This window comes from cf. Phormidesmis sp. LEGE 11477 (assembly GCF_015207105.1).
GTDB lineage: Bacteria > Cyanobacteriota > Cyanobacteriia > Phormidesmidales > Phormidesmidaceae > Phormidesmis.
In genome coordinates this window covers 1-14,851 of record NZ_JADEXO010000135.1, presented here as the reverse complement: position 1 = coordinate 14,851, position 14,851 = coordinate 1, and the positions used below count along the sequence as shown (strand labels likewise).

Sequence of the window (14,851 nt, the reverse complement as noted above, 5' to 3'; positions counted from 1 at the left end):
AGGCTATGGTGCCTCGTCATTTGACGACGTTGGCACGCCTGGCTTTGGTGGCGGCAACGCTGGCACATACGTCTTTGGTAGTGGTGCTCATTTCTACGGTGGCGGCGGCGCAGGGATGGGCGGTGGCGTCTTTGTCCGCAGCGGCTCCCTGACGCTTGCTAACAGCAGCTTTACTAACAATGTTGCAGCGGGCGGCAGTAGACTATCAGGCTCAAGAGCTGGCCAGGGCTTGGGCGGTGCAATTTTTGCCATGAAGTCTACCACCAACACCAATGGCAACAACCAGGGCATGCCGAGTCGCCTCTCTGCGGTCACCCTCAATAATGTCAATTTTACGGACAGCGGCGCTTCTGATAACAGCGATGCGGCTCCGGTAGCTACCGCTATTGTGTTAGGCACTGACTTAGATAACGAAGCACTGTTTGGCGCAACCATCACAGGTTCAGCGCTGAGCTATACAGATACGACGCCTGTCTTTACCAGTATTACTCGGCAGACACCCTCTACTCAGCTCACATCTGCCGACACGCTAGTATTCCGGGTCACTTTTGACCAATCTATTGAAACTATCCAAGCCTCTGACTTTGTCGTAACGGGTACGACGGCTACCGTCACCCAGATTCAACCAGTCGATAACTTTTTGGCCTACGACATTACAGTTTCTGGAGGAGACTTAGCGGATTTAGATGGCATTGTCGGGCTTGATTTAGCTGCTGGACATACTATTACCGACTTTTCGGGTAACGCGATCGCTAACGCAGAGCCTCCTATCGATGAAGTTTATACAGTTGATAATGCGTTACCGACTGTTGTGATTAATGCACCAGCTAATACAAACAGTTCATTCACCGCAACCTTTGCATTCAGCGAAGCAGTCAACGACTTCACAGTTGGCGATATTGTCGTTGGCAACGGCAGCGCCAGTGATTTTACAACAGTTGATGGTAGTACCTACACCGTCCTAATTACACCCACTGCTGATGGTGATGTCACAATCGACGTAGCCGCTAATGCTGCCACCGATGCAGCCGGTAATAGCAACACTGCTGCGACTCAGGTGACCAGCAGCTTTGATGGAACTGTTCCGACGGTTGACATTCAAAACGCGCCGACTGATACAAACGGTGCATTCACCGCAACCTTTGCATTCAGCGAAGCAGTCAACGACTTCACGGTTGGCGATATTGTCGTTGGCAACGGCAGCGCCAGTGATTTTACAACAGTTGATGGTAGTACCTACACCGCCCTAATCACGCCCACTGCTGATGGTGATGTCACAATCGACGTAGCTGCTAACGTGGCAACCGATACAGCGGGTAATAGCAACACTGCTGCAACTCAGGTAACTAGCAGCTTTGATGGAACTGACCCTACGGTTGAAATCCAAAACGTGCCGACTGATACAAACAGTTCATTCACCGCAACCTTTGAATTCAGCGAAGCAGTCAGCGACTTCACAGTTGGCGATATTGTCGTTGGCAACGGCAGCGCCAGTGATTTTGCAACAGTTAATGGTAGTACCTACACCGCCCTAATCACGCCCACTGCTGATGGTAGTGTCACAATCGACGTAGCCGCTAATGTGGCAACCGATGCAGCTGGCAATAACAACACTGCTGCGACTCAGGTAACCAGCAACTTTGACGCCACCGCACCCACCCTGTCACTTTCAACCGCTGCTAATAATCTAACCAATACAACCTTTGCAGTAACCGCGACTTTCAGCGAAGATATCACGGACTTTACCGCCTACGATATTACTATCAGTAACGGTAATATCAGTAACTTTAGCGGCGCTGGTACGACCTACACCTTTGAGGTAACCCCCATATCGGATGGAGCCGTTAGTGTCGATGTGGCAGAGGGCGTTGCCACCGATACGGCTGGCAACAACAACGTCGCTGCCTCATCGCTACTGCGTACATTCGACGGAACCGCGCCTGCGGTAACAGCCATTACCCGCAAATCACCTGCCGTCAGTAGCACCGCTAGCGACACGGTTGTCTTTGAGGTGCAGTTCAGCGAAACGGTAACGAGTATTGCCGCTGGTGCTTTCACTCTAGAGACGACGGGCGCAGTTACAGGCACTATTGCATCTGTATCCACCACCAGCGGCAATCAGGTAGATGTGACCGTCAATAACATTGCGGGGAATGGGACGCTCGGCCTATCGGTTGCCTCCAACACCGCACTAAAAGATACAGCAGGCAACACAGTAGGGTCTTTTGATGCAGGGCAAGCCTACGCTATTGACCAGCTCTTACCAACGGTAACCTCGTTGACTTCAAACCTGGCAACCCTGGTTGATAGCTCTGCCGGTACAGATGCCTTTGTGCTGACGACCACCTTTAGCGAAGCCATGGATACAACAGTCAATCCGGTGCTGAGTTTTCCTGAGCAAGACCTTAGCAACACATTAACCCTAGCTAGTGGTATTTGGACAGACAATCGCACTTATGTGGCGACATATGATGTCACCGATGCTGACGAACAGATTGACGATGTTGACGTGCAAATTAGCGGTGCTATTGATATTGGGGGCAATGTCCAAACGGTAGCGACAGAAGCCGATGCGTTTAGCATTTATATGGCACCTGCCTTGCTAACCCCCTTGCCGGTTTCTAATACGGTAGAAGTGACACGGCTGGGTACTGACAACAGCGTCCAGCTTCAGCTGGAGATGTCTACAATTGGCAACCTTGAGGAGTTGATAATTTTTAGCACAGAGGCTGACGGAAGCAATCCTCAGGAGCTAACAAGGTTTTCTTTGTTAGAAGGGGGCGATCTGACTGACAGCTTAGATGTGGCTTTGACATTGGACAACGCGCAAATCTTAGATGGTGAACTCTTGCAGTTTGCCGTTGTAGACAGTGGTATGACTTGGACGGCAACACCTACTCGCATTAGTGACAACAAAGTTCGGCTGAGCTTTGAAGACGTGGGTCAATCGTTAGGAGACATCGTCTTGAGCTTGCAAACGGCGGTAGAGACTCCAACGACTAATTTGCTTGTCGGCGATGCTGATGCCATTGATTTGAGTAGCCAGTCGGGCGATATCGACGTTTCTGTTACGGTCTATCGAGAGGCTGCTTTTGATAACGTACTGGGCTTTTATACCGTAGATAATGCTGAGGGCAGTATTACAGATCTGATCTCGGGAGATACCTTGATGCCAGGCGATGTAGGATATGAGGCCGCTGCGCTGGGCAGACAGCTCGATACTCAGCTAACCGCGAAGAACGGTGAGGCGATAACGTCTACTTTTGAGGTTATGGGGGGTGGGTTCTTAGGAATGTTCCTAATAGCTGATGGCAGTGATCCAGCAACCGATGAGGTTTATTTCTCCTATTCTGGAATGAATAACAATGGTAATGATCGTGTTAAACAATTAGGCAGTAATATGTTTGGCTTTGAGGATATGGTCGGACTAGGCGATCGCGACTACAACGATTTTATTGTCAAGTTTGAGGTGTCTTAACGCAGAGCAAACGCATACTCCAGTGAGTAGCGCCTGAACAAGAGAATCTCTGTCCTGGCCATTCCTCCGATTCTATACATAGGCATTGACTTCTATTGCTCAACTTGTTATAACAAGTTGTCGTTTTGATCGTGCAGTTTTGCAATGGCGAATAATGTAATAGCAAGTGACAGAATGTTGGAGAGTGCTCTGACTTCTGAAAGCTCGGATAGCGTCAATCCTCGACAGCTACTGACTGCGTCGGTGCTAGAGCCTTTGAATCGGCGCTCGAATTTGGCTGGTGCGGTGAGATTTGGAGCGCATCTGGCAATAGTCGCTGCTAGCGGCTGGGGCTGGGCGCAGGCTTCTGGTTTGTGGCAGGTGCCTTTTTTGATTATCTACGGCGTCAGTTTGGCGTTTATGTTTTGTGCGGTGCATGAGTGTGTACACCGCACGGCCTTTGCTAGTGCTAGGGTGAATGATGCGATCGCCTGGCTAGCGGGTCTGCTGTCGTTTTATAACAGCACATTCTATCGGCGCTATCACAAGTGGCACCATCGCTATACGCGCATTGCTGGAAAAGACCCAGAGCTGACCGATTTAGAGCCTAAGACGGTGCCTGAGTATCTATGGGTGCTAAGCGGCATTCCCTGGTGGAAGGGAAAGATCGTCGGCCATATCAAAGTGGCGCTCGGGCAGTTTGAGGGCTGTTTTTATCTACCTGAGAGTGCGTATGACTCGGTGATTCGATCGATTCGGCTACAGCTAGTGGCGTACGGTGCGATCGCGCTTTTCACCACCGCGCTAGGGCATCCCTGGTTTCTCTTTACCTACTGGATTTTGCCACTGGCAGTCGGTCAGCCGTTCCTACGATTTGCCTTGCTTGCAGAGCATACAGGCTGCACCTACGACGACAATCCACTCGCGAATACGCGCACAACGCTCACCTTGTGGCCGCTGCGCCTGCTGATGTGGAACATGCCCTATCACGCTGAGCACCATCTCTATCCCTCTATTCCTTTTCATGCGCTGCCAAAAGCCCACACTGTACTAAAAGAAAAGTTTGAAACCGTTGATACAGGCTATGTCAAAGTGAACAAAGAGATTGTTCAAAGTATGGGGTAGTATGACTTCTACGGATTCTATGCCGAGCTTTGTCGTCAAAGATCTGGAGCTACAGTGCGGTGTCATGCTGCCTGAAGTGAAGCTGATCTATCAAACCTATGGCGTCTTAAATTCTGATAAAAGCAACGTTGTTCTATACCCAACATCCTACGGCGCACAGCATACTGATGTCGATTGGCTGGTGCGCTCCGGCGGCATTCTAGATTCAACAAAGTGGTTTGTGATCATGCCAAATATGTTTGGCAACGGGCTCTCTACCTCACCGAGCAACTGCGGCGGGGCAGCAGCAAGCGACTTTTATTTCACCCACTACGACAATGTCCGAGCCCAGCGAGCACTGCTAGATAGCTTGGATATCGAGCGACTGGCACTGGTTTATGGCTGGTCGATGGGCGCACAGCAGGGGTATCACTGGGGGACGCTGTATCCCGAGCGGGTGAAGCGGATTGCGGCGGTATGTGGCACAGCTAGAACAACCGATCACAATCGCATTTTTCTGTACAGCTTGCAGGCGGCGCTAAAAGGTGATCCGGCCTGGGACGGCGAGCGGTTTGACGGGGTGCCAGAGCGGGGCTTTCATACGTTTACCCAGATCTATGCAAGCTGGGCCGCTTCTCAGGCGTATTACCGCGCTGCGCCTTATTTAGAATGGGGATATGATTCTTTAGAAGATTATCTGTTGCGGAGTTGGGAAGCGGGCTACCGGAAGCGCGATCCGCACAATTTGCTGGCGATGATCGAAACTTGGCTGCGATGCGATGTCAGTGACAATCCGGTGTACGAAGGAAATTATAAACAGGCCATGAAAGCGATCGCAGCCAGAACCCTGGTGATGCCAGCTACAACAGATCTCTATTTCACCCCAGAAGACTGTGAAATAGAAGCAAATTTAATTCCTGATAGTGAGTATCGCCCGATTCCTTCTATTTGGGGACATCGAGCGGGCAATCCTTATCAGAATCCTGAAGATGAGTTGTTTATTAAACGGGCCGTGGATGAGCTGATGATGAGCGCCTGAGCGCTTGCTAGAAAAAGGACTCAGCGACTAATCGTGGTTCGAGCTATAGGCCAATTTCTATGGGTCGCATTAAGGCTTTCTAAGGTGCCAGCCGCGTGGCTGTAGAAAGGTGCGAATGCCTGCTTTGGAAAGAGTCGAGCCGATGCCCGAATGGTTTCGTCCGGTCCAGGGCAGCCGAGGACTTACCCGGTCACAGCAGTTCCAATAGGCGCTGCCGCTGCTCACTTTTCCTAAGATTTTGACCGCTCGTTCACGCTCTGATGCATATACTGCGGCTGTCAGTCCATAGTCTGTATCATTCATCAGCGCGATCGCCTCGTCATCATCCTGTACTCGCTGAATGCCGATAACCGGCCCAAAAGACTCTTCTTTCATGACGGTCATCTCATGAGTGACGTCGGTGAGTATCATCGGTGCAAAGTAGAATCCTGTTCGATCCACTGGCTGACCTCCACGATGCGCTTTTGCTCCTTTTTCTACCGCATCAGCCACTTGTTGGGTCAAGACAGCAAGCTGAGGTTTACGGCTAAGCGGCCCTAGGTAGGTATCTGGATGCGTTGGCTTGCCTAGCTTAAAGGCTTTGACGGTTTGCAAAAAGGCTTCTAAAAAGGGCTCATATACGTCGGTATGTACATAGATCCTCTCTATAGCGCAACAGCTTTGACCATTGTTGTAAAAGGCCCCATCAGCCAGACTAGCCGCCGCCGTAGCCGCATCGACGTCATCGCAAACGTAGGCAGGATCTTTACCGCCTAGCTCTAGCTGCACTTTGATCAGCTTCGGGGCGGCGGCGATCGCAATCTTCTTTCCTGTCTCATAAGATCCGGTGAAAAACACGCCGTCAATCGGCTGGTCTAGCAAAGCCGCCCCGGTAAGCCCCGCGCCAACAACAGGAACAAAGATATCTTCGGGCACGCCCGCTTCATGCAAAAGATCGGTGATCTTCAGCCCTGTCATCGTCGCAATTTCTGAGGGCTTATACAGTACGGCATTCCCCGTCAGCAGCGCGGGGATAAACACATTCGTACCTACGAAATAGGGATAGTTCCAGGCGGAGATATTCGCAATCACGCCCAACGGGTCGTAGGAGATTATCTCTTCTAGCTGTCCGGTTCCTGGCAGGGCGTTCCGGGGCTCTTGGTAAAGATGCTGGGCGGCGATTACCGGTTCGATTTGTTCAATAAAAAAATCAATTCGCGGCGGCGTGGCGGCAATTTCGTTGCGAGATTGAGAGATAGGCTTTCCCGTTTCAGCGGTCATAATCGACGCTAGCGGATCGACCTGCTGAATTAGAAGATCTTTGAACGTTTTGATCACTTCAATCTTTTCAGTAAGCGATCGCGCTGCCCACTTAGGCTGAGCTATCCGGGCCTGCCTGACTTTTTCGACAACCGCTGCGCTGTCATCTATCGGAATCTCTTTGATCAGCGCTTCAGTCGCAGGATTGATAACAGCAATAAAATCAACCATAGGATATTTTGTTCTTCTAGGCTGCTAGAGCGTCTTGATAGATGGCATGAAAGTCTGCTGCGGTGACGGGCTTTGGATTAAAGGGATGACAGGCATCGGCGATCGCAATATCTACCAGCTGATCTACTCTGTCGTTGGATACGCCCAATGTCTGCAAGGAAGCAGGCATGCCAATCGCCTGAGACAGCGCCACAATCCAATCGATTAGAGCTTCGCCGCTGTTGGCGGCTGGATTAACGACGCGCGCCATTCGCAAAAACTTTTCAGGAGCGGCGTCTAGGTTAAATCGCATGGCGGCTGGCAGCATGACACCATTGGCGAGGCCATGATGCGTATCGCACAGGGTTGAGAGGGCATGAGCGCAGGAGTGAGTCACACCTAAGCCCTTTTGAAAGGCGATCGCGCCCATCATAGAAGCGTTTAGCATCCCGGCTCTAGCTTGCAAGTGAGCCGCCGGGTCAACAGACTCTCCTGTGGCTAATTTTTGAGCAAACAGCACACTATCCTTCAGATGCTGTGAGACCAGATACAGCCCTTCTAGGGCAATGCCATCGCACAGCGGATTTTCTCCTTTTGCCAAAAATGCCTCTATTAGGTGAGTGAGCGCATCCATGCCAGTCGCGGCGGTGATTTTGGCCGGTAGTCCTAGCAGCAGCTCTGGGTCAGCGAGCACTACTTTGGGTAAAAGCTGTGGGTCAAAAACAATCTTTTTGGCGTGAGTCTCATCATCTGAGATGACGGCGCTGCGGCCTACTTCGCTGCCTGTGCCCGCCGTGGTAGGAATCGCAATAATCGGCGGAATGGGCCGATCGATTGGGCGCGTACTGGCACCGTCTTCATAGTCAAACAGGTGCCCAGGATGGTGAGCCATCAGCGCGATCGCCTTGGCCACATCCATCGGCGCACCGCCCCCTACTGCCACAATACCATCGGCATCGTGCGCCGGATAAGCTGCTAGCCCAGCGCTCACTTGAGAGACCACTGGATTTCCCCGAACGCTGCTAAAAGTACCTGCCCCAAAGCTCAACAGAGACTCTTCTATCTGGGTGAACCAAGAAAGCTGAGCAATATCCTGATCAGTCACAATCAGCGGGCGCTGAATGCCTAGTGCTCGCAGGGTATCGGAAAGCTCATGACGCGCACCAGCACCGAACCGGATTTTAGTGGGAAAATGGTACGTAGTCAGGTTAGAAGACATGCCCTTCAAAAGATACCTAGCAGAATAATTAGTAGAAAGCTGGCTAAATATTGATGTACTGGTTTATCTCCCAATCGGTGATTTGAGTGCAAAATTCACGCCATTCCTTCCACTTGAATTCAAAGAAGGTTTTCGCCCCTAGCTCACCGAAAGTCTCCATCAAAAGCGGGTCTTGCTGTAGCGTGGAAAGCGCCTCGGCTAGGTTAGTGGGCAACGTCTCCAGATCAGGAAATTCTGCGCCTCTAGCAAACAGATTTTCATCAATTCGCTCTCCTGGTGAAGTCTGCTTTTCAATACCTTCTAACCCGGCTGCTAAAAGTCCGGCTAAAGCCAGGTACATATTGGCAGCGCCATCAATCAGTCGGCATTCAAATCGTCCGGCTTCAGGAATTCGCAGCATGTGAGAACGGTTGTTGCCACCGTAGGAGATATAGCGAGGCGTCCAGGTGCTGCCGGATGTCGTGGTGCTCGCTCCGAGGCGGCGATAGGAATTAACCGTCGGAGCAAACAGAGCCGTGAGCGCTTTTGCATGAGCTAGCACGCCGCCGAGAAAGTGGTAGCCAACAGGAGAAAGTCCCCCTTCGTCAGCATCTTGACCAAAGCTATTGATATCGCCTTGCCATAGGCTGTTGTGAACGTGGCCGCCGCTGCCAGTAGTGCCGCTAAAAGGCTTGGGCATGAAGGTAGCGGTAAGGCCGCGCTTTTCGGCTAGTGTTTTGACCATGTACTTGAAAAATACGTGGCGATCGCAGGCCGTCATCGCCTCGCTGTAGCTCCAGTTCAGCTCAAACTGACCGTTCGCGTCCTCATGGTCACACTGGTAGGGCTCCCAGCCTAGATCTTCCATGTAGCCAACCACCGTCGAGATCAAATCAAACTGTCGCATCAGGTTGAGCTGATCGTAACAAGGGCGCTCTGCAGTATCTCTCTGGTCCGCTACAGCGTAGCCCGCTTCTGTTTTCTTCAAGAGAAAAAATTCTGCCTCTACGCCCGCTTTATAGGTGTAGCCCATAGACTCGCAGCGGTCTATCGCTCTACCCAAAATCATCCGTGGGGCAGCCGGAAATGGTTCGCCCTCAAAGTAGACATTGCTAGCGACCCAGCCAACAGTGGGCTCCCACGGCAGCTGGATCAAAGAGGCAGGGTCTGGTATGGCCGCAATTTCAGCCGCCTCCGGCCCTAGCCCCAAGTTCGAGGCAAATGCACTGAAGAAAGCACCCTCTTTTTCAACAGAAGCGATCTTCGCAGCGGGAACAAGCTTGGCCCTAGTGCCACCTAGCAGGTCAGTATAGGAGACTAAAAAGAACTTTATACCGAGGGTCTTAGCCTTCTCTTCCAGGCTTGGCGTCTGTAAACTTTGCGTTTTAACTAGCGTTCCGACCATCGTGTGCCTACCACCTTGAACCTATTACTTTGAATGTATCAGGTACAGAAATCGTTACTTAGATACTTTTTCTCCCTTCAGTAAATCAGTCGAACTACAGAAGGTTTTGTGATATTTGTTACGAAACCCTGATTTGTTATCGCTTCATCACTTTTGCCTATTTCTATTCAAGAACGACTCTATCCAAGAACGATTGTTCATAAATAAACTCCATTAAAAATATCTTTTAAGCGCATATTTTGGTCGCTTGCCTCGTAGTCTGAAGAACAGTTTTGAAGAGTAAAGTTGATTACTATTTTGAATGGCTGATCGCAATGCTTGAAGCTCTGCGGTTGGAGCCTATAGCGATCGCCACTTGGCGCTGATTCCTCTTTTTAAGGAATATTCTTTTGAATGAATATTTTGGTAATTCAAAGCAGTCCCCTAGATCCAGTCGGTGTGTTCGGAGAACGCCTGGTTGACCTAGGTGCGACTCTTTCAGTTTGGCTGACCGAAAAGGAGCCAGCGCCACCAACCGGAAACTATGATGGACTTGTTGTTTTAGGCGGAGCGATGAACGCTCACGAAGATGAAAAGTTTCCTCATTTACGCGCCGCCGTCGGCCTGATTCAGAAGTTTCGCCGAGAGAACAAACCGATCATGGGCATTTGCCTAGGGGCTCAGCTAATTGCTCGCGCCTTCGGCTCTCAGGTGTATACTCACCGAGTACCAGAGTTAGGATTCTGTCCTGTAAGCGTTGTCGAAAGTGAGCACGTTGATCGCTGGCTAAAAGAGCTGCCTACTGAGCTATGTTTGATGCAGTGGCATTTTGACACCTTTGATCTACCGCCCGAAGCAACGCTACTCATGACTAACAAAGTCTGCAAATATCAGGCGTATCGCATTGGTGAGAATATATACGGCTTTCAGTTTCACTTTGAGGTGACGCCCGAGATCGTAATCAGCTGGCTGTCAATGAAAAACGACTGGATCGAGGCCCACTATCCGCAGTTAGATTCGCAGATCAAAGCGCAGGTAGAAGCCTATGGACAGCGCTCAGCTCAGTTTGCTCATCGCGTCGCTGACAACTGGCTGGCTCTATTCTCTAAACCTGGCCGTGGACAAGTTGTAGTCTGAGACTTTGTTGTATTTACAGCAGCGTCTTTTCAGTAAACTTTGTTATCGGGCAGCTTGATCACTTTATCACTTATCGCTTTATCAATGGAGCCCTTATGGCCTATCCCAACATCCAACCACTGTCTTCAAAACTTCAAGCATTGCAGGAGAGCCTTCAAGATCAAGGCGTGAAGTATGCCATGGCTAGCTTTGTCGATATTCACGGCATGTGCAAAGGGAAAGTGGTGCCGATGGAGCATTTTGACCGAATGATGCAAGGGTCTGAGCTGTTTACAGGTGCGGCCTTAGATGGCGTACCTCAGGAGATCAACGACGATGAAGTCGGCACCATGCCTGACCCAGAGAGCGCTACGGTGCTGCCCTGGAATTCAGAAATTGTGTGGTTTGCCAGCGACTTGCACCTGGTAGGAGAGCCCTTTGAGGCTTGCTGTCGGACAATTTTGAAGAATACACTGCGGCAAGCAGAGGCGATGGGATATCGGTTCAATCTGGGGATTGAAACAGAGTTCTTCATCTTTAAGGAAACTGAAGATAAGGGATTTGATCGGGGGTTTGCACCTGTAAGCGATCGCGATACCCTACCCAAAGCCGCCTACGCGCTGCCCACCGTTCTCGATAATTACAAGATCCTAGATCGCATCGTCAGCGCCATGAACGGCCTAGGCTGGGACGTGTACTCTTTTGACCATGAGGATGCTCAAGGTCAATTTGAAACAGATTTCACCTACTGCGATGCGCTGACGATGGCCGATCGGCTAACGTTTTTTCGATTTATGGTGAAAGAACTCGCCCGCGCGGAGGGCTATTTTGCTAGCTTTATGCCCAAGCCCCTTGCTAATCAAACCGGCAGTGGTGCCCACTACAACATGTCGCTAGCAGATATTGAAACAGGGAAGAATCTGTTTGAAGACACTAGCGATCCGTGCGGCCTCTCTAAGCTAGGCTACCAGTTTATTGCGGGCGTTTTGAGACATGCCAAAGCGATTGTGGCGGTGACCTGCCCGACAGTCAATAGCTATAAGCGGCTGGTGCGAAAGGGAAGCATGTCCGGTTTTACCTGGGCACCCGTGTATGTGTGCTATGGCAACAATAATAGAACAAATATGCTGCGAATTCCGCTAGGTGGCGGACGGGTAGAATGCCGAGCGGCTGACATTTCGACTAATCTCTATCTAGGTGCGGCGATGATCTTGGCGGCTGGGCTAGAAGGCATTCGCGAAGGGTTGAATCCAGGCGAGCCGCATACGGAGAATATGTATGAGTATTCGCTAGACGAGCTAAGAGAGATGGGGATTGAGACATTACCGAAGACTTTAGGAAATGCGATCGCAGCCTTCGCCGCCGATCCGCTCAGCAAAAAAGTCATGGGGCCGCTGATGTATCAAACCTACATCGACTTCAAAACTCAAGAGTGGGAGGACTACCATTCCCATATCTCAGATTGGGAAATTCAACGCTATCTAAAGTTTTTCTAACACTACGGTACCTACACTATCTGGATTGACGACCAACGACAGATGGAATTCTGACAGAGCTTTGTTGGTGGCAGTATTGATAAAGTCTAGATACTCAGATCTCTCGGATTTCTGCCGTCTGTCGGCAACGCAGTTCTGTGTTTCTAGATGAACTTTGCAGACAAGTTTTACTTCAAAATTCATCTAGAAAACATTTCTTTGCTGAGCTTTGAATATGCACTCATCTGAACTATGGAAAATGCATTTGCGTTCATCTTGTTTTGCACTGATGCTGACAGTAGAGGAACATTTCAATGCTTTTCATAGAGCAGATTCGGTTGTTTATTTAGAATTACCTGCAAAGGCGTCTGTAGAGTATTTGTAAAAATGTTTTATTCATTGGCGGCTAGTATTCTTGAATACTATTGTACGTAACTGCTGTACTACAATCTGGTGGTAGCAATAAAAGTAATAGAGTAGAAGTATGTGGTACCAATTAAGGAGTTTGTGGTACAGATTGAGTGAACGAAGAGTGGATTATGGAAGAAGAGCCTTGGAAAGAGCCCTGGAAGAACTTGAAACTGATATCAATCGGCACCACTCACGCTTAGAAAGACAATCCGGTAGATGGCTATTTCCGGTTGCAGTGGCATGCTTCGGTGTAGGAGCTATGGGAGGTAATATTTATATACAACTATTAGCCCTATTAGCCTATGTTGGTGCATTAGGAATATTTGGCAAACTGATTAGCCTTGACTGGGAAACAAGAGGTTCTCTTCCAGGAAGGCTCCAGCAAATTAAAAATCGAGTGGGTGAGATTCCAGATGACATCGATTACAAATGGGCTTTGCTCGAACGTTATCGTATTCTCAACGTAAGGATCTCATTCATGAGATCCCCGCTCAACACACCGATCTATCTATTCAGCAGCTCGTTCTACATAGTTTCTTTCTTCAGCGTTCTATGGAAGTTTGTGTATGGGTAGTTAGAGCTAGATTGCTGTAGTCGGTTAACTTTTTGCTACAACTTCACCGCTGCGAATATGGTTGTCGTTGGCTTCAACTGTGGTTCTATCTAAATCGCTAAGCTGATCGACGTTAGTTAGCTCCATATCAAGATTTTGTACCTTTTTCTGCTTTCAAAAATTTCTCTTTGACGCTCTATCATATGCAGACTGTAGCATGCAGAGTTTGTACATTAAACCCGGTTCTTTCTCTTCAACTCCATTTACCGACCTGCCCACACCACTGGGCGCGCTAGTAGCTGAGTATCGAATTGAAGCCTCAACGGCGATCACATACCCAGTCAAGGCAGGACAATACATTCAAATCATCGATATCGAAGGCTCGCAGTGTTCAGACTTTCTAGCCTTTGCCGGAGATCACTATCGAGAAGAGCTAGATAGCACGGTCACCCGCACGCTGCTAGGGATGGCTATGCCTCAAGCTGGGCTGCTCAGCAAGTATTTCTCACAAAACATGCAGCCCTTGGTAGAAGTAATTCAAGATACATGCGATCGCCACGATAGCTTTCTGCTAGCCTGCACTAACAAATATTACGAAGATGCGGGTTACTTCGATCACCCCAGCTGTAGTGAAAACTTCAATCAGGTCTTGGCCGCTTACGGAATTGCGCCTCGCTTAGGCTGGCCGGCGATAAACTTCTTCTTCAATACCGCCGTGAATGAGAGCGGGGAGATTACTTCGGCAGAATCTTGGTCTCGCCCAGGAGACTATGTATTGCTCAAGGCGCATCAGGATTTGCTCTGTGCGAGTTCGGCCTGTCCTGATGATATTGACCCTGTTAATGGCTGGTGTCCGACGCCGATTCATGTTCGTATTTACGCGGCAGAAGAGAATTTTTCGCCAGCGATTGGACGACGTAGTACGCCAGAGCTGCCGCTGCGGCTGACCCAAGATAGCGCGTTTACTGCTCGGGTGCGATCGCTTACAAAAAACCTAGTGGAATACAACAGCTTTTGGGTGCCGATGAGCTATTCTCATCACGGCGATCAGGCTGAATACTGGGCGCTAAGGGAGCGGGTGGCGCTGATGGATCTCTCAGCGCTGCGTAAGTTTGAGGTGGTGGGGCCAGATGCGCGATCGCTACTGCAATGGACGTTCTCTCGTAACGTAGCCAAACTAGCTGTGGGACAATCGGCCTACGGCTGTCTGCTCAATCCGCATGGCGGCATAATCGATGATGGCATTGTTTTTCGGCTAGGGGAAGTGGCCTATCGCTATGTCGGAAATTGCGATGCGGATGGCCTTTGGCTACAGAAGGTGGCTAAAAGGAAAGGTTTCGCAGTGACGATTACCAACAGCAGCGATCGTCTGCACAATCTGGCACTTCAGGGGCCTCGCTCGCGAGATCTGTTGTATCCGCTGGTGGAAATCAATGCCGAGTGGAAGATTACCAACCTCAGCGAGCTGAAATTTTTCCGCTTCGTCACTGGTCGCATCGGGGAAGTGCCTGTTTTGCTCTCGCGTACGGGCTATACGGGTGAGCTAGGCTATGAGCTATTTGTTCATCTTCGTTGGGGCGAACGGCTATGGGATGTGCTGATGCAGGCAGGAGAGGCTTACGGTCTCTTGCCGCTGGGTATGCAGGGATTAGACCGAGCTAGGAT

The 14,851-nt window shown here is 50.1% G+C and carries 10 protein-coding genes; 7 read left to right on the top strand and 3 right to left on the bottom strand.

All coding sequences use genetic code 11. The features are described from left to right. From IQ256_RS25065 to IQ256_RS25055, 3 genes are all read left to right on the top strand, one after another. Positions 1 to 3,478, top strand: a 3,478-nt coding sequence (locus tag IQ256_RS25065; RefSeq protein ID WP_193858421.1) for an Ig-like domain-containing protein, incomplete at its 5' end; no start/stop codon positions are given. A 174-nt stretch (positions 3,479 to 3,652) separates the two neighbouring features. Continuing rightward, the gene (locus IQ256_RS25060) at positions 3,653 to 4,582 is read left to right on the top strand and encodes a fatty acid desaturase (RefSeq protein ID WP_228025254.1); all 930 of its coding nucleotides are present in this window, start codon (positions 3,653 to 3,655) and stop codon (positions 4,580 to 4,582) included. 1 nt (position 4,583) lies between these two features. Next, a complete protein-coding gene (locus tag IQ256_RS25055) occupies positions 4,584 to 5,600 on the top strand; it encodes an alpha/beta fold hydrolase (protein WP_228025253.1) in 1,017 nt (338 codons plus the stop codon). Positions 5,601 to 5,669: 69 nt separating this feature from the next. Here the strand turns inward: IQ256_RS25055 and IQ256_RS25050 are convergent, their stop codons facing one another. From IQ256_RS25050 to glnT (IQ256_RS25040), 3 genes are read right to left on the bottom strand one after another with little or no spacing between them, the layout of a single operon-like run. Then, positions 5,670 to 7,070 (bottom strand): aldehyde dehydrogenase family protein, encoded by a 1,401-nt coding sequence (locus IQ256_RS25050; RefSeq protein WP_193858419.1) that lies wholly within the window; start codon positions 7,068 to 7,070, stop codon positions 5,670 to 5,672. A 16-nt stretch (positions 7,071 to 7,086) separates the two neighbouring features. Next, entirely contained in the window at positions 7,087 to 8,268 is a 1,182-nt protein-coding gene (locus IQ256_RS25045; protein ID WP_193858418.1) for an iron-containing alcohol dehydrogenase, read from the bottom strand. A gap of 43 nt (positions 8,269 to 8,311) precedes the next feature. Continuing rightward, positions 8,312 to 9,652 carry a type III glutamate--ammonia ligase gene (glnT, locus tag IQ256_RS25040; protein ID WP_193858417.1) on the bottom strand — a complete coding sequence of 447 codons (1,341 nt, stop codon included), beginning with the start codon at positions 9,650 to 9,652 and terminating at the stop codon, positions 8,312 to 8,314. 393 nt (positions 9,653 to 10,045) lie between these two features. Between glnT (IQ256_RS25040) and IQ256_RS25035 the strand changes: the two genes are divergently transcribed. The 4 genes from IQ256_RS25035 to IQ256_RS25020 form a co-directional block, all read left to right on the top strand. Further along, a complete protein-coding gene (locus IQ256_RS25035; RefSeq protein WP_193858416.1) occupies positions 10,046 to 10,768 on the top strand; it encodes a type 1 glutamine amidotransferase in 723 nt (240 codons plus the stop codon). A gap of 95 nt (positions 10,769 to 10,863) precedes the next feature. Then, positions 10,864 to 12,243, top strand: a complete 1,380-nt coding sequence (gene glnT / locus IQ256_RS25030) for a type III glutamate--ammonia ligase (RefSeq protein WP_193858415.1) — start codon at positions 10,864 to 10,866, stop codon at positions 12,241 to 12,243. A gap of 532 nt (positions 12,244 to 12,775) precedes the next feature. Next, positions 12,776 to 13,207 carry a hypothetical protein gene (locus IQ256_RS25025; RefSeq protein ID WP_193858414.1) on the top strand — a complete coding sequence of 144 codons (432 nt, stop codon included), beginning with the start codon at positions 12,776 to 12,778 and terminating at the stop codon, positions 13,205 to 13,207. A 196-nt stretch (positions 13,208 to 13,403) separates the two neighbouring features. Next, on the top strand, positions 13,404 to 14,851 hold a 1,448-nt coding region (locus IQ256_RS25020), incomplete at its 3' end, for a DUF1989 domain-containing protein (RefSeq protein ID WP_228025252.1).